The sequence below is a fragment of the Cellulomonas denverensis genome (genome assembly GCF_012396125.1).
GTDB lineage: Bacteria > Actinomycetota > Actinomycetes > Actinomycetales > Cellulomonadaceae > Cellulomonas > Cellulomonas denverensis.
Genome location: NZ_JAAXOX010000012.1, coordinates 1 through 15385 on the forward strand (window position 1 = coordinate 1; position 15385 = coordinate 15385).

Here is a 15385-nt window from a genome sequence, read left to right on the forward strand (position 1 = left end):
AAGCTAAGCCCTTCAGCGCCGATGGTACTGCACTCGCCAGGGTGTGGGAGAGTAGGACGCCGCCGGACACCTTTCACGAAAGGCCACCCCTGATGGGGTGGCCTTTCGTCGTTTCCGGACTTGTGTGGCACGGCGCTATGTCGAGGTCGGGTCGCCGGCGATGCGCAGTGAGCTGGTCCCGGCCACCGCCCCGCACCGCCGCGCACTGGGCTGCCCGGACAGAGCGCTGCCCCGTCCCACCCTGGGTGGGACGGGGCAGCGGACGTCGGCGTCGGGGTCAGGCCGGGGTGAGGAACAGAGCGCCCATCGGAGGCACCCGGAGCACGGCGGAGAACGCGCGGCCGTGGTGCGGCTCCGGACGGGCCTCGACCTGGCCGAGGTTGCCGACGCCGGATCCGCCGTACTCCTGCGCATCCGTGTTCAGGGCCTCGGTCCAGGTGCCGCCCTGGGGGAGCGCGACGCGGTAGTTCTCGTGCGGAACGCCGGAGAAGTTGATCACCACTGCGACCATGTCGCCCTGGTCGTCGCGCCGGAGGTAGGCGAGGACGTTGTTGTCCGCGTCGTTGGCGTCGATCCACTCGAAGCCCTGCGGACTGTGATCCAGTGCCCAGAGCGCGGGGTGGCGCCGGTACAGGGCGTTCAGGTCGCGGACGGTGGACTGCACTCCGCGGTGCTCCTGGTGGTCGAGCAGGTACCAGTCCAGCGACCGGGACTCCGCCCATTCGGTGCCCTGGGAGAACTCGGTGCCCATGAACAGCAGCTGCTTGCCCGGGTGCGACCACTGGTAGCCGAGCAGGGCGCGTACACCGGCCCGCTGCTGCCAGTCGTCACCGGGCATCTTGCGCATGATCGAGCCCTTACCGTGCACGACCTCGTCGTGGGACAGCGGCAGAACGAAGTGCTCGGAGAAGGCGTACACCAGGGAGAACGTGGCCTCGTGGTGGTGGTAGCGCCGGTTGATCGGTTCCTCCGCCAGATAGCGCAGGGTGTCGTTCATCCAGCCCATGTTCCACTTCAGCCCGAAGCCGAGTCCGCCCGCATCGGTGGGGGCGGTGACGCCGGGCCAGGCCGTGGACTCCTCGGCGATCATCATGACGCCGGGGGTACGGCGATAGGCGGTCGCGTTCGTCTCCTGCAGGAACGCGATCGCCTCCAGGTTCTCCCGGCCGCCGTGGACGTTCGGCCGCCACTGACCGGACTCGCGCGAGTAGTCCAGGTAAAGCATGGAGGCGACGGCATCGACCCGCAGGCCGTCGACGTGGAACTCCTCCAGCCAGTAGGTGGCGTTGGCCACCAGGAAGTTGCGCACCTCGTTGCGACCGAAATCGAACACGTAGGTGCCCCAGTCGAGCTGTTCGCCCCGCATCGGGTCCGGGTGCTCGTACAGCGGTGTGCCGTCGAACCGGGCCAGCGCCCACTCGTCCTTGGGGAAGTGCGCGGGCACCCAGTCCAGGATCACGCCGATCCCGGCCTGGTGCAGGGCGTCGACCAGGTAGCGGAAGTCGTCCGGGTGTCCGAACCGGGAAGTCGGGGCGTAGTAGGACGTGACCTGATAGCCCCAGGACCCGCCGAACGGGTGCTCGGCGACCGGGAGGAACTCCACGTGCGTGAAGCCGAGGTCCTGCACGTACTCGGTCAGCTGGCTGGCCAGATCGCGGTAGGACAGGCCCTTGCGCCAGGAGCCCAGGTGCACCTCGTAGATGCTCACCGGGCCGGCGTGCGGGTCGGTGGCGGCTCGGCGGGTGATCCAGTCGTCGTCGGCCCACTCGTAGCCGGACTCGACCACCACGGAGGCGGTGGCCGGCGGGATCTCGGTGCCCTTGGCGAGCGGGTCGGCCTTCTGGCGCAGGTGACCGTCGGGGCCGAGCACCTCGAACTTGTACCGGGCACCGGCCACGACGCCGGGGATGAACAGCTCCCAGACGCCCGAGCTGCCCAGGGACCGCATCGCGTGCGAGGCGCCCTGCCAGAGGTTGAAGTCGCCGATCACCCGCACGGCCCGGGCGTTGGGCGCCCAGACGGCGAAGGCAGTGCCCTCGACCGCGCCGAGCGTGCCGGGGTAGTGCTTGACGTTGGCGCCGAGCACCTGCCAGAGCTGCTCGTGGCGGCCCTCGCTGATCAGGTGCCGGTCCAGTTCGCCGACGGTGGGCAGGAAGCGGTACGGGTCGTCGACGGTGGTGGTGTCCTCGCCGTAGGTCACCTCGATCCGGTAGTCCGGGACCTCGGTGTCCGGCAGCACGGCGGTCCAGATCCCGTCCTGCTCGTGCTCCGCGGGGGCCCGGCCGCTCGGGGTGATGATCACCACCGCATCGGCGAGCGGGCGCAGGGTACGCACGACCACACCGTGCGGGGTGCGGTGCGGGCCCAGGACGGCATGCGGTTCGTGATAGGTGCCGGCTGCGACGGCGCGCAGCGTGCCGGGGTCGACGGTGACGGGCGACGGTCCGCGTTCCATGGCCCTACCCAACCACCACCGGACCAATCGTGCAGCGACATCGGTCCCTGGTGGGTGGCCGCGCCGGGCGGACGTGGGCGCCGCCGCCCCAGGTCAGGCCAGGGTGGGGGCGACCGTGTGCCACCAGAGGTCCGCGATCACGCGGTGTCCCTCGGCGGTCGGGTGCACCCCGTCGGCGGCCAGCGCCGCGTTTCCGAGGTCGCCGGCCGCGGCCGTGAGTGCCTGATGGGTGGGGACGAGCACGGCGTCGTGATCGGCGGCAATCCGGCGCACGGCCTCCACCCGGGCCGCCAGGTCCTCGGTCCACCACTGCTGCTGCTCCTCGGTGACCGGGAGCAGGAACGGCTCGAGCAACACAACCCGGGTGGCCGTCGGCAGCGTGGCGAGCAGGTCGCGGTAGCGGCGCTCGAAGTCGTCGACCGGGGAGAGCAGCCCGGCGTCGTAGCGGCGCCAGGTGTCGTTCACCCCGATCAGGACGCTGACCAGGCCGGGCTCGGCGGCCAGGACGTCGTCGGCCCAGCGCTCGGCGAGGTCGGCGAGCCGGTTGCCGCTGATACCGGTGTTGCGCACCTCTTGTCCGGACAGCGGCCCCTCGGCGAGCAACCGGACGTAGCCGTGGCCGAGCGCCTGCGGGTCCTGCCGTCGGCCGCAGTCCGTCACGCTGTCACCGGTCACGACGATTCGCATGGTGGCCAGCATGGACGGTCACCCGGGCCGGGGACAAACCCGGGCGGGTCAGTCCAGCAGGCGCTCGACGCCGTGCAGCGGGATGACCAACCAGTCGGGGCGGTTGCGCGCCTCGTAGACCGCCTCGTAGAGCGCCTTGTCCAGTTCCAGCGTGCGCAGCAAGACCGAGGCCAGTCCGGGGTCCAGCGCCGGAGCGGCCGCGGTGTACCCGGACCAGAAGGCGTCCCGGGCGACCCGGGTCCAGGCGTCGGGCGCCTTGCCGACCGCGGCGGCGTAGTCGAAGGAGCGCAGCATGCCCGCGGCGTCCCGGAGCGGCTGGTCCGGGCGGGTGCGTTCGGCGACCGGTCGCAGCGGCTCACCCTCGAAGTCGAGCACGTACCAGGTCCCGTCGCCGCGGAGCACCTGACCCAGGTGCAGGTCGCCGTGCACCCGCTGCCGCGCGGGCAAGCCGGTGAGCAGGCGGACCCGCTCGGCCAGGGCGTGCACCCGGCCGTGGTGGTCGCGCAGCTCGGGGACGATGCCGCTGGCCCAGGCGAAGCGCGCGATCAGGGCGTCGGCCAGGGCGTGCGCGGCCGGGCAGCCGGCCTGCTCCGCCGCGTCGGTCCCGGCACCCTGAGGTTCAGCGCCTTCAGACCCGGCGACCTCCGCCCCAGCAGCCTCGGACCCCGCGGGCGCCGGACCCCCGGCGCGCCCGCCGTCGGGGCCAGGGCCGTCCGCGATGTCCTCGTCGGTCACCGGTAGCGCCTCGGCCAGCGCGGCGTGCATCTGGGCGATCACCTCGCCCAGCTCCCGGGCCAGCTCGTCGAAGGACTCGCCGCGGCCGGCCATCGCGCAGGCGAGCTCGAAGCCGTCCTGGGCGCCTGGTACGAAGGCGCTGAGCACCTCCAGATGGCCGTGCACCACGCCCTGCCCGTCCGGCCAGCGGGCCGACATCCAGGCCAGCGGGCGTGGCACGTGCTCCCAGCCGACCCGGGCCAGGGCGCGCGGGACGTCCACGTCGGGGTTCTCGCCGGCGGACAGGCCGCGGAAGACCTTGAGCATGGCGGTGCGGCCGTCCGGACCAGCGCCGGGCAGGATCACCGAGGTGTTGGACTGTTCGCCGGAGATCACCCTCGGGTCGCCCAGGTCCTCGGGGCGGACCGGGGATCCGGGGTCGACCTCGGCGCAGGCGAGCCAGGCGCGCAGGAAGGCCGGGTCTCCGGCTCCGTCGCGGACCAGGGTGCCGTCCGGCAGGGTGCCGACCAGGGCGGCGGGGTCGGCGAGGGAGCCCCGCGGGGCGGGTGAGTCCGGCGGCGCCGAGGCCGGAGCCCCGGTGCTAGAGGCCGGAGCCCCGGTGCCTGAGGCCGAGCCCGCCACGCCCGGGTCCGGGTCGGTCCCACCCGGAGGGGCCACATCCGGCACCGCACCCGGCACCGCACCCGGCCGCAGCGTGAGCGGGACCTGCAGCACCGACTCCCCGGAGCCGGACTCCACCCGCAGCAGCAGCACCCGCACCTCGGCCTCACCGTGCGGATCGACCAGGGTGGTGCCGCCCACGGCGCTGACCCGGGCGCTGGTGCCCTTGGCCGGGAACCAGCGCCGGTGCGGCAGCCAGGGACCGAGCAGTGCGGCCAGCGCGTCGTCGCGCGGCTCGCGGGCGACCTGTCGGTCGGACATCACTCCACCGCCAGCCAGTAGAAGTCGCGCGATCCCAGGGTGAGGGTCACGGTGCCGTCCTCGGCGACGGTGGGGAAGTCGCTGCCGCCGAAGACGTCACGCAGCCGGTGTCCGGCCAGGTCGGGGGCGGTGAGCGTGGCGGAGCGGGCGGTGGCGGCCATGTTCGCGACCACCAGTAGCGTCTGGTCGCCGTCGGTGCGGCTGAAGGCCAGCACGGCGTCGTTGTCGCCGCGGACCGCCCGGTAGTCGCCGCGGCCGAGGGCCGGGTAGCGGCGGCGGACGGCGAGCATGCCCCGGACCCAGTGCAGCAGCGAGGTGGTCTGGGCGAGCTGGGCCTCGACGTTGACGTTGTTGTAGTGGTGCACCAGCGACTGGATCACCGGCAGGTACAGCTGGCCCGGGTCGGAGGTGGAGAACCCGGCGTTCCGGTCCGGGGTCCACTGCATCGGGGTGCGCACCGCGTCCCGGTCCGGCAGCCAGATGTTGTCGCCCATGCCGATCTCGTCGCCGTAGTAGAGGCACGGGCTTCCGGGCAGGGACAGCAGCAGGGCGTGCGCGAGCTCGATCTCCTTGCGCGAGTCGTCGAGCAGTGGGGCCAGCCGGCGCCGGATGCCGATGTTGGCGCGCATCCGGGAGTCCGGGGCGTACCAGCCGTACATCGACGCGCGCTCCTCGGTGGAGACCATCTCCAGGGTGAGCTCGTCGTGGTTGCGCAGGAAGGTGCTCCACTGCGCGCCGGCCGGGATCCGCGGGGTGTCGGCCAGGATGTCGACGATGGCGGTGGCCCGCTGGTCGCGCAGGGCGTAGAAGATCCGCGGCATCACCGGGAAGTGGAAGCACATGTGGCACTCGGGCTCGTCCTCGGTGCCGAAGTACTCGACCACGTCCTCGGGCCACTGGTTCGCCTCGGCCAGCATGATCCGCCCCGGGAACTCGGCGTCGATGGTGGCGCGCAGCCGGCGCAGGAACTGGTGCGTCTCCGGCAGGTTCTCCCCGTTGGTGCCGTCCCGCTCGAACAGGTAGGGCACCGCGTCCAGCCGGAAGCCGTCCACCCCCAGCCGCAGCCAGAACCGGGCGACGTCGATCATCGCCTCGGCCACCCGCGGGTTGTCGAAGTTCAGGTCCGGCTGGTGGCTGAAGAACCGGTGCCAGAAGTACTGCCGGCGCACCGGGTCGAAGGTCCAGTTCGACGACTCGGTGTCCACGAAGATGATCCGGGCGTCCGGGTAGCGGGTGTTGTCGTCGCTCCAGACGTAGAAGTCGCCGTAGGGCCCGTCCGGGTCGGAGCGGGAGGCCTGGAACCACGGGTGCTGGTCGCTGGTGTGGTTCATCACCAGGTCGACCACCACCCGGATGCCGCGGTCGTGCGCGGCCTGCACCAGCGCGGTGAAGTCGTCGATGCTGCCGTACTGCGAGGCGACCGCGGTGAAGTCGGCGACGTCGTAGCCACCGTCCCGCAGCGGGGAGGGGAAGAACGGCGGCAGCCACAGGCAGTCGACTCCCAGCCAGCGCAGATAGTCCAGCCGGTCGGTCAGCCCGCGCAGGTCACCGGAGCCGGCGCCGCCGGAGTCCGAGAACGACCGGATCATCACCTCGTAGAACACCGCGGTGCGGTACCACTGCGGGTCGTCGGCCAGCCCGGAGGCGTCCGGGCGTTCGGGGACCTCGGGCTGGCGGCGGCGGGGCAGGGCGGTCAGCGCGATCGCCTGGGTGCTGGGCGCGACCGGGTCGGCGGGCGGCACCGGCTGACCGCCCGTCCCGCCCGCGCGGCTCACACCCGCTCCACCTGGATGACGTGCGCCACCCGCTGGTACGGGTCGAGCCGGACCCACGGGTGGGCGTCCCAGGCGTAGACCTCCTGGGAGAGCACGTCGTGGGCGACGAACCGGGCACCCGGCTCCAGGCCGAGGGCGGGCAGGTCGAGGTCGAGGGTGGCGTCGTGGGCGCCGTGCGGGTCGAGGTTGACCACCACCAGCACGGTGTCGGCCCGGCCGGTCGGGGACAGGTCGGCCGGCAGGTGCCGGGAGAACGCCAGCAGGTTCGGGTCGGAGGTGGCGTGCACGGTGAGGTTGCGCAGCTGGCGCAGCGCCGGGTGCTCGCGGCGGATGGTGTTCAGCGCGCCGAGCAGCGGGGCGATGCCGATCCGGTCGGCCTGGGACCAGTCGCGGGGCTTGAACTCGTACTTCTCATTGTCGATCTGCTCCTCGACCCCGGGGCGCGGCACGTCCTCGACCAGCTCGTAGCCGGTGTAGATGCCCCAGGTCGGCGACCCGAGCGCGGCCAGCACCGCCCGGATCGCGAAGCCGGCGACGCCACCGGTCTGCATGAACGGGGTGAGGATGTCGTGGGTGGTCGGCCAGAAGCTCGGCCGCATCCAGGACCCCTGCTCACCGGAGACCTCGGCCAGGTACTCGGCCAGCTCCTCCTTGGTGTTGCGCCAGGTGAAGTAGGTGTACGACTGGTGGAAGCCGATCCGGGCCAGGTTGAGCATCATCGCCGGGCGGGTGAACGCCTCCGACAGGAAGATCACCTCCGGATGTGCGGCCCGGACGTCGGCGAGCAGGCGCTCCCAGAAGCTGAGCGGCTTGGTGTGCGGGTTGTCGACCCGGAACGCGGTGACCCCGTGGTCGATCCACACCTGCAGTACGGCCCGCACCGCGGCGTAGATGCCCTCGGGGTCGTTGTCGAAGTTCAGCGGGTAGATGTCCTGGTACTTCTTCGGCGGGTTCTCGGCGTAGGCGATGGTGCCGTCCAGCCGGGTGGTGAACCACTCCGGGTGCTCGGTGACCCACGGGTGGTCCGGCGAGCACTGCAGCGCCAGGTCCAGCGCGACCTCCAGCCCGAGTTCCTTGGCGTCCGCGACGAAGGCGTCGAAGTCCTCGAAGGTGCCCAGCGTGGGGTCGATGGCGTCGTGCCCGCCCTCGGCCGACCCGATCGCGTAGGGGGAGCCCGGGTCGCCGGGCCGCGGATCCAGGGTGTTGTTGCGGCCCTTGCGGTGGGTGGCGCCGATCGGGTGGATCGGGGTCAGGTACACCACGTCGAAGCCCAGGCCGGCGATCCGGGGCAGGTCCCGGGCGGCGGTGCGCAGGGTGCCCGAGGTCCACTCGCCGGTGGCCTCGTCGTAGGTGGCGCCGATCGAGCGCGGGAAGATCTCGTACCAGGCGCCGGACAGCGCGAGCGTGCGGTCCACCACCAGGGGGTAGGTCGGGGACGAGCTGACCAGCTCGCGCACCGGGTGGGCGGCCAGCACGGCCCGCACGTCCGGGGTCAGCCCGGCGGCCAGCCGCACCTGGGCGGGCCGGGCGCCGTCCCGCAGGGCGCTCGCGGCGTCGGTCAGGGTCCGGGCCGGGGCGCCGGTCAGCGGCTCGGCGGCCCGTTCCAGCAGCAGGGCGCCCTCGGCCAGCATCAGCTCGACGTCCACCCCGGCGTCGACCTTGAGCGGCGCGTCGTGCGACCAGGTGCCGTAGGGGTCGGACCAGCCCTCGACCCGGAAACCCCACCGGCCCGGGCGGTCCGGGACCAGCCGCGCCTCGTAGCGGTCCAGCCCGGGGGCGATGTCGACCATCGCCCCGTGTGCGTGGTCCCGGCCCTCGGGGTCGACCAGCACGGCGGTCGCCGCCACCGCGTCGTGCCCCTCGCGGAACACGGTCGCCCGGATCGGCACCGCCTCGCCCACGGCGGCCTTGGCGGGCCAGCGCCCGGCGTCCACCACCGGGGAGACGTCGACCACCGGGATCCGGCCGATGGGCGGGTGGCCGAGCTGAGCTGCGGGGATGGCCGCCTTGGCCGGGGTACGGCGAGGTCGGCGGGCGGACGGAGTCGTCGAGGTCACATCCGCGAACCTATCCATTGCGACCCCCGTCAGGCATCCGGGACGTGGCACCGGATGTGAATTCTTCGCGTCCGGGACCTCCGGCGGGTGCAGTGAGCCCGGTCACATGCGTAGGCTCTCGCGGGTGAGAGCGATCCGTCGATTCACCGTCCGTACCTCGCTGCCCGCCGAACTCGCCGATCTGGACGAGCTCGCGCACAACCTGCGCTGGTCCTGGCACCCGCCGACCCGCGACCTGTTCGCGCGCATCGACCCGGAGACCTGGGACCGGGTGCACGGCGACCCGGTGGCGCTGCTGGGCGCGCTGGCCCCGGAGCGGCTGGCCGAGCTGGCCGCCGACCCGGACGTGGTCGCCGCGGTGCGGGCCGCCGCCGCCGACCTGCGCGAGTACGTCACCGCGCCGCGCTGGTACCAGCGCCGTCAGGAGACCGAGTCCGCGCTGCCGTCGACGATCGCCTACTTCTCCCCGGAGTTCGGGATCACCGCGGTGCTGCCGCAGTACTCCGGCGGCCTGGGCATCCTGGCCGGCGACCACCTCAAGAGCGCCTCGGACCTGGGCGTGCCGATCATCGGGGTCGGCCTGCTGTACGGCGCCGGCTACTTCAAGCAGGCACTGACCCGGGACGGCTGGCAGGTGGAGAGCTACCCGGTGCTCGACCCGGACGGCATGCCGCTGACCCTGTTGCGCGAGGAGGACGGCACCCCGGCGACGATCGGGATCGGCCTGCCCGGCGACCGGACCCTGCACGCGCACATCTGGGTGGCCACCGTCGGCCGGGTGCCGCTGCTGCTGCTCGACTCCGACGTGCCCGAGAACGACGACATGGCCCGCAAGGTCACCGACCGGCTGTACGGCGGTGGCGGCGAGCACCGGTTGCAGCAGGAGCTGCTGCTCGGCGTCGGCGGCGTGCGGGCGCTGCGGGTGTGGTCGCGGCTGTCCGGGGCCCCGGCGCCGGAGGTCTACCACACCAACGAGGGGCACGCCGGATTCCTGGGCGTGGAGCGGATCCGCGAGCTGGTCACCGAGGCCGGGCTGGGCTTCGACGAGGCGCTGGAGGCGGTGCGCGCCGCGACGGTGTTCACCACCCACACCCCGGTGCCGGCCGGCATCGACCGGTTCGAGACCGGGCTGATCGAGCAGTACTTCGGTGGCGCGAACGCCGACCCGGGGGTGCCGGTGGACCGGGTGCTCGCGCTCGGGGCGGAGGACTACCCCGGCGGCGACCCGCTGGTGTTCAACATGGCCGTGATGGGCCTGCGGCTCGGCGGCCGGGCGAACGGGGTCTCCCTGCTGCACGGCGAGGTCTCCCGCGGGATGTTCGACGGGCTGTGGCCGGGCTTCGACGACAGCGAGGTGCCGATCACCTCGGTCACCAACGGCGTGCACTCGCCGACCTGGGTGGACCGCCGGCTCAGCGACCTGGCCGCCGCCCGGTTGGGCGAGGACGCCGACTGGCTGCGCTCCGACGCGATCACGGACTCCGAGCTGTGGGGCATCCGGCACACCCTGCGCGAGGCACTGGTCACCGAGGCCCGCCGCCGGGTCCGCAAGTCGTGGGGCGAGCGGGGCGCCAGCCCGGCCGAACTCGGCTGGGTGGACGGCGTGCTCGACCCGGAGGTGCTGACGATCGGCTTCGCCCGGCGGGTGCCGACCTACAAGCGCCTGACCCTGATGCTGCGTGACCCGCAGCGGCTGACCCGGCTGCTGACCGACCCGGAGCGGCCGATCCAGCTGGTGATCGCGGGCAAGTCGCACCCGGCGGACGAGCAGGGCAAGCGGCTGATCCAGCAGCTGGTCCGGTTCGCCGACCAGGCGGAGGTCCGGCACCGGATCGTCTTCCTGCCGAACTACGACATCGCGATGGCGCAGTCGCTGTACCCGGGCTGCGACGTCTGGCTGAACAACCCGCTGCGCCCGCTGGAGGCGTGCGGCACCTCCGGGATGAAGGCCGCGCTGAACGGCGGGCTGAACCTGTCCATCCTGGACGGCTGGTGGGACGAGTGGTTCGACGGCCAGAACGGCTGGGCGATCCCGACCGCCGACGGGGTGGAGGACACCGACCGCCGGGACGACCTGGAGGCCGCCGCGCTGTACGACCTGATCGAGAACCAGGTCGCCCCGCGGTTCTACGACCGGGACGAGGCCGGCCTGCCGCAGCGCTGGCTGTCGATGGTCCGGCACACCCTGGCCACCCTCGGCCCGAAGGTGCAGGCCACCCGGATGGTCGCCGAGTACGTGGACCGGCTCTACACCCCGGCCGCGACCGCGGGGCGCGAGCTCGGCGCTCCGGCCGGCTTCACCGGCGCCCGCGAACTGGCCGCCTGGAAGGGCAAGGTCCGGGCCGGCTGGCAGGGCGTGCGGGTGGACCATGTGGAGTCCGGCGGCGTGGGGGAGGTGCCGCAGGTCGGCGACACCCTGCACGTGCGGGCCTATGTCTCGCTCGGCGAGCTGGACCCGGCCGACGTCGAGGTCCAGGTGGTGCACGGCCGGGTGTCGGAGAGCGACGAGCTGGACGCGTTCAGCACCGACTCCCTAGCCCTGGTGGAGAGCTACGAGGCGGGTCGGCACGCCTTCGCCGGGGACGTCACGCTGGAGGCCTCCGGGCCGTTCGGCTACAGCGTCCGGGTGGTGCCGCGGCACGACGGGCTGAGCTCGGTGGCCGAGGTGGGCCTGGTCGCGAACGCCGGCTGACCCGACCGACCCTGACGCCGGGCACCCCACACCGGGGTGCCCGGCGTCAGTGCGTGTACAGCCGCAGGCTCAGCGGCTCCATCAGCACCGGGCCGCCGGGGTGCAGCTCACCCTCGATCGCGGCGCTGCGGGCGTCGTCCGGGTGCTCCCAGGCGGAGTCCCAGGCCAGCTGCCAGCGGCCGCCGGGCGCCAGCGTGACCGACTGCGGCTCCAGCGACCCGTTGAGCACCAGCAGCGCCCGGTCCTCGCCGTGCACCCGGAGCATCTGCAGGGTGCGCAGATCGCCGTCGTGCCAGCGGTCGTGGGTGAACGGCTCGCCCTGCGGGTCGTACCAGGACAGGTCCGGCAGCTGGTCCGCACCGACCGGGCGGCCGGTGTAGAACGCCTGCCCGCGCAGGGCGGGGTGGGCGCGGCGCAGGGCGGTCAGGTGCCGGGCGGTGGCCAGCAGGTCCTGCCGCCAGGGGGACAGCTCCCAGGGCAACCAGGACAGCTCGCCGTCCTGGCAGTAGGCGTTGTTGTTGCCGTGCTGGGTGCGGCCCATCTCGTCCCCGGCGGTCAGCATCGGCGTGCCGGCGGACAGCAGCAGGGTGCCGAGCAGGTTGCGGATCGAGCGGCGGCGGATCGGCAGGATGTCGGCGGCGACGGCGGTGGCCTCCACCGGGCCTTCCACGCCGTGGTTCCAGGACCGGTTGTCGTCGGTGCCGTCCCGGTTGCCCTCGCCGTTCGCCTCGTTGTGCTTGTGCTCGTAGGCGACCAGGTCGGCCAGGGTGAAGCCGTCGTGGGCGGTGACGTAGTTGACCGAGGAGCGGGTGCCGCGCAGCAGCGGGGGATCGGTGTGCCCGAACAGGTCCACCGAGCCGGACAACCGGGTGGCCAGGTCGCGCACCCGGTGGCCGGCGTCGCCGTGGGTGGCCCGGGCCGGGTCGGCCAGCCAGAACGACCGGGCCGAGTTGCGGAACTTGTCGTTCCACTCCGACCAGGGCGGCGGGAACTGCCCGGTCCGCCAGCCGCCCGGTCCCAGGTCCCAGGGCTCGGCGATCAGCTTGATTCCCTGCAGCACCGGATCGGTGGCGGTGGCGACCAGGAACGGGTGGTCCGGGTCGAAGCCGGTGTGCCCGCGGCCCAGCGTGACCGCCAGGTCGAAGCGGAACCCGTCCACGCCGACCTGCTGCACCCAGAACCGCAGCGAGTCCAGCGCCAGCCGGACCACCTCGGTGCGCCGGAAGTCCAGCGAGTTGCCGCAGCCGGTGACGTCGGCCAGCGCGGCCGGGTGCCCACCGTCGTGCAGGTAGTACACCGCCGAGTCCAGCCCACGCAGGCTGACGTGCTGGCCGCCCAGGCCGCCCTCGCTGGTGTGGTTGTAGACCACGTCCAGCAGCACCTCGATCCCGGCCTGGTGCAACCGGTGCACCGCGGTGCGCAGCTCGGCCAGCACCGCGGCGGGTCCGGCGGCCCGGGCGGCGGCACTCGCCCAGCGCGGGTCGGGGGCGAAGAAGCCGAGGGTGTTGTAGCCCCAGTAGTTGGTCATCCCACGGTCGACCAGGTGCGGCTCCGGGGCGCAGGCGTGCACCGGGAGCAGCTCCACCGCGGTGACGCCGAGCCGTTGCAGGTGCTGGATCAGTGCCGGGTGGCCGAGGGCGGCGTAGGTACCGCGCTCCTCGGCGGGGATCTCCGGGTGCCGGGCGGTCAGGCCGCGGACGTGCGCCTCGTACACCACCGTGTCGGCCCAGGGCACCCGGGGGCGGTTGCCGGTCGGGTCGGCCTCCGGGTCCTGGCGCAGGTCGAGCACCACACCGTGCGGGACGTGGGCGGCGGAGTCCCGGTCGTCGGCCGGGCCGTAGGGATCGCCGGCCAGGGTGTCGTCCACCCGGTGCCCGTAGGTCTCCGGTCCGTAGCCGAGCTCCCCGGTCAGGCCGACGGCGTACGGGTCCACCAGCAGCTTCGCCGGGTTGTACCGCAGTCCGTTGACCGGGTCCCACGGCCCGTGCGCGCGCAGGCCGTAGCGCTGGCCGGCACCCACCCCGGGGACCCGGGCGGAGAACACTCCGAGCTCGGGACCGTCCAGGCGGATCCGGCGCTCGGACCACCCGCCGTCGGGGGCGGCGTCGAACAGACAGAGGTCGATCGCCTCCGCGTGCGGGGCGAGGACGGCGACCTCGATGCCGTCGCCGGCCAGGTGGACGCCGAGGCGGGTCGGGATGGGGGCACTCACCCGACCATTCTGGGGCCTGCTGGGTACTGCTCAGGTGTCGGTGAGGGTGACCTCACCACTACGGGTACCGTGGAGCGGGTGAAGATCGTGGTGTGCGTGAAGCATGTGCCCGACATCCAGGGTGAACGTGCCCTCGGAACGGATCACCGGATGGTGCGCGACGGTGGTGACGGGACGATCAACGAGCTGGACGAGAACGCCCTGGAGGCGGCCGCCCGGATCGCCGAGGCCGCCGAGGACTCCGACGGGGTGCAGGTCGTCGCCCTGACCGTCGGACCGGACGACGCCGAGGACGCCGCCCGCCGCGGACTGCAACTGGGCGCCCACGCCGCGGTGCACGTGCTGGACGACGACATTGCCGGGTCGGACGTGATCGCCACCGCCACCGTGCTGGCCGCCGCGATCCGCCGGATCGGGGACGTCGACCTGGTGCTGACCGGGATGGCCGGGCTGGACGGGCTCACCTCGCTGCTGCCCGCCGTGCTCGCCGACCTGCTCGACCTGCCCGCGCTCACCCTGGCCGCCGACGTCCGGGTCGACGGCGGGAACGTCACGGTGCGCCGCGACCTCGACCACGCCACCGAGGTGCTGGCCGCGCCGCTGCCCGCGCTGGTGTCGGTCACCGACGGGGCCAACGAGCCGCGGTACCCGAACTTCCAGGCGATCATGGCGGCCCGCAAGCGACCGGTGGATTCCCTGGCGCTCGCGGACCTGGGCCTGGACCCGGCCACCGTCGGCCAGGCCGGCTCCCGGACCGAGGTGCTGGCCGCCGCACCCCGGCCGCCGCGAACCGAACAGGTGCTGGTGACCGGCGGGGCGGAGGCCGGCCGAGCGCTGGCGGACTGGTTGATCGAGCAGGGCCTGGTGCGGGAGGGCGACCGATGAGCGACGTGCTGGTCCTGGTGGATCACACCGAGGAGGGCGCCCTGCGTCCGGCTGCCCTGGAGACGGTCACGGCCGCGCGGGTGTTCGGGGAGGTGCACGCGGTCTGGATCGGCGCGCCGATGGACGACGACGTGCCCGCCCAGCTGGGCCGGTACGGGGTGAGTGTGCTGCACCGGGTCCAGGTCACCGACGCCGATCCCCGGCTGGCCGCGGTGCAGGGTGCGGCCCTGGCGGCGGTCGCCGACGCGCCGGTGGTGCTGGCGACCTCCGGCTTCGACGCCAAGGAGGTGCTCGCCCACCTGGCGGTCGCCACCGGCGCGGGGCTGATCGCCGATGCCGTGGCGGTCACCCGGGACGAGCAGGGCCGGGTGGTCACGGACAAGTCCGTGCTGGCCGGCACCTGGAACACCCGGTGCGCGGTGACCGCGGAGCGGGCCGCCGTGACGCTGAAGGCGGGTGCGGTCACTGCGACCTCCGTCGACGGCCCGCCGGCCCGGGTGCAGGAGCACGAGGTGTCCGCCGCGGCCGCGGTCCGGGGGATCCGGGTGGTCGAGCACACGCCGACCGCGCCCTCCGACCGGCCGGAGCTCGGCTCCGCGCAGGTGGTGGTGGTCGGCGGCCGGGGCACCGACGGCGACTTTGGTCCGCTGGAGGAGCTGGCCGACGTGCTCGGCGCCGCGGTCGGTGCGACCCGGGTGGCCACCGACGAGGGCTGGATCGGCCACGAGGCGCAGATCGGGCAGACCGGCGTGACCGTCACCCCGCGGCTGTACATCGGCGCGGGGGTGTCCGGGGCGGTGCACCACCGCGGCGGCATGCAGGCCTCCGGCACGATCGTCGCGATCAACCCCGACCCGGAGGCGCCGATCTTCGAGATCGCGGACTACGGGATCGTCGGCGACCTGTTCGAGGTGGTGCCGGCGCTGACCGAAGCATTGCGCGAACGCGGCTGACCGCCCCGGCTGC

General features: G+C 73.2%; 9 protein-coding genes. 3 read left to right on the top strand and 6 right to left on the bottom strand.

Annotated elements, in window-relative coordinates:
- Nucleotides 1-277: 277 nt before the first annotated feature.
- The 5 genes from glgB to HGA03_RS15625 all read right to left on the bottom strand — a co-directional run bounded on the left by glgB (nucleotide 278) and on the right by HGA03_RS15625 (nucleotide 8648).
- Entirely contained in the window at nucleotides 278-2455 is a 2178-nt protein-coding gene (glgB, locus tag HGA03_RS15605; RefSeq protein ID WP_168631229.1) for a 1,4-alpha-glucan branching protein GlgB, read from the bottom strand.
- A gap of 93 nt (nucleotides 2456-2548) precedes the next feature.
- Nucleotides 2549-3142, bottom strand: coding sequence for an SGNH/GDSL hydrolase family protein (locus HGA03_RS15610; RefSeq protein WP_239073556.1), 594 nt, complete (start codon nucleotides 3140-3142; stop codon nucleotides 2549-2551).
- Nucleotides 3143-3190: 48 nt separating this feature from the next.
- On the bottom strand, nucleotides 3191-4798 hold the full coding sequence (locus HGA03_RS15615; RefSeq protein ID WP_168631231.1) for a maltokinase N-terminal cap-like domain-containing protein: 1608 nt from the start codon (nucleotides 4796-4798) through the stop codon (nucleotides 3191-3193).
- Nucleotides 4798-6540, bottom strand: coding sequence for a maltose alpha-D-glucosyltransferase (gene treS / locus HGA03_RS15620; protein WP_373307677.1), 1743 nt, complete (start codon nucleotides 6538-6540; stop codon nucleotides 4798-4800). Before treS ends, HGA03_RS15615 begins: the two co-directional genes overlap by 1 nt.
- Nucleotides 6541-6569: 29 nt before the next feature.
- Nucleotides 6570-8648 carry an alpha-1,4-glucan--maltose-1-phosphate maltosyltransferase gene (locus HGA03_RS15625; RefSeq protein WP_168631233.1) on the bottom strand — a complete coding sequence of 693 codons (2079 nt, stop codon included), beginning with the start codon at nucleotides 8646-8648 and terminating at the stop codon, nucleotides 6570-6572.
- A gap of 106 nt (nucleotides 8649-8754) precedes the next feature.
- On the opposite strand from HGA03_RS15625, the gene glgP reads away from it, so the two are divergent.
- Nucleotides 8755-11322 carry an alpha-glucan family phosphorylase gene (glgP, locus tag HGA03_RS15630; RefSeq protein WP_168631234.1) on the top strand — a complete coding sequence of 856 codons (2568 nt, stop codon included), beginning with the start codon at nucleotides 8755-8757 and terminating at the stop codon, nucleotides 11320-11322.
- A gap of 46 nt (nucleotides 11323-11368) precedes the next feature.
- Here the strand turns inward: glgP and glgX are convergent, their stop codons facing one another.
- Complete coding sequence (gene glgX / locus HGA03_RS15635) at nucleotides 11369-13534, bottom strand: glycogen debranching protein GlgX (protein ID WP_168631235.1); 2166 nt, start codon at nucleotides 13532-13534, stop codon at nucleotides 11369-11371.
- A 78-nt stretch (nucleotides 13535-13612) separates the two neighbouring features.
- Between glgX and HGA03_RS15640 the strand changes: the two genes are divergently transcribed.
- Both HGA03_RS15640 and HGA03_RS15645 read left to right on the top strand, forming a co-directional pair.
- A complete protein-coding gene (locus HGA03_RS15640) occupies nucleotides 13613-14419 on the top strand; it encodes an electron transfer flavoprotein subunit beta/FixA family protein (protein ID WP_203767389.1) in 807 nt (268 codons plus the stop codon).
- Nucleotides 14416-15372 (top strand): electron transfer flavoprotein subunit alpha/FixB family protein, encoded by a 957-nt coding sequence (locus HGA03_RS15645; protein WP_168631236.1) that lies wholly within the window; start codon nucleotides 14416-14418, stop codon nucleotides 15370-15372. Before HGA03_RS15640 ends, HGA03_RS15645 begins: the two co-directional genes overlap by 4 nt.
- The last annotated feature ends 13 nt before the right edge of the window (nucleotides 15373-15385 follow it).

Bases quoted from the DNA above. Each gene is read 5' to 3' on its own strand.
- glgB (WP_168631229.1), bottom strand. From the start codon at position 2,455: ATGGAACGCGGACCGTCGCCCGTCACCGTCGACCCCGGCACGCTGCGC.
- HGA03_RS15610 (WP_239073556.1), bottom strand. From the start codon at position 3,142: ATGCGAATCGTCGTGACCGGTGACAGCGTGACGGACTGCGGCCGACGG.
- HGA03_RS15615 (WP_168631231.1), bottom strand. From the start codon at position 4,798: ATGTCCGACCGACAGGTCGCCCGCGAGCCGCGCGACGACGCGCTGGCC.
- HGA03_RS15625 (WP_168631233.1), bottom strand. From the start codon at position 8,648: ATGGATAGGTTCGCGGATGTGACCTCGACGACTCCGTCCGCCCGCCGA.
- HGA03_RS15645 (WP_168631236.1), top strand. From the start codon at position 14,416: ATGAGCGACGTGCTGGTCCTGGTGGATCACACCGAGGAGGGCGCCCTG.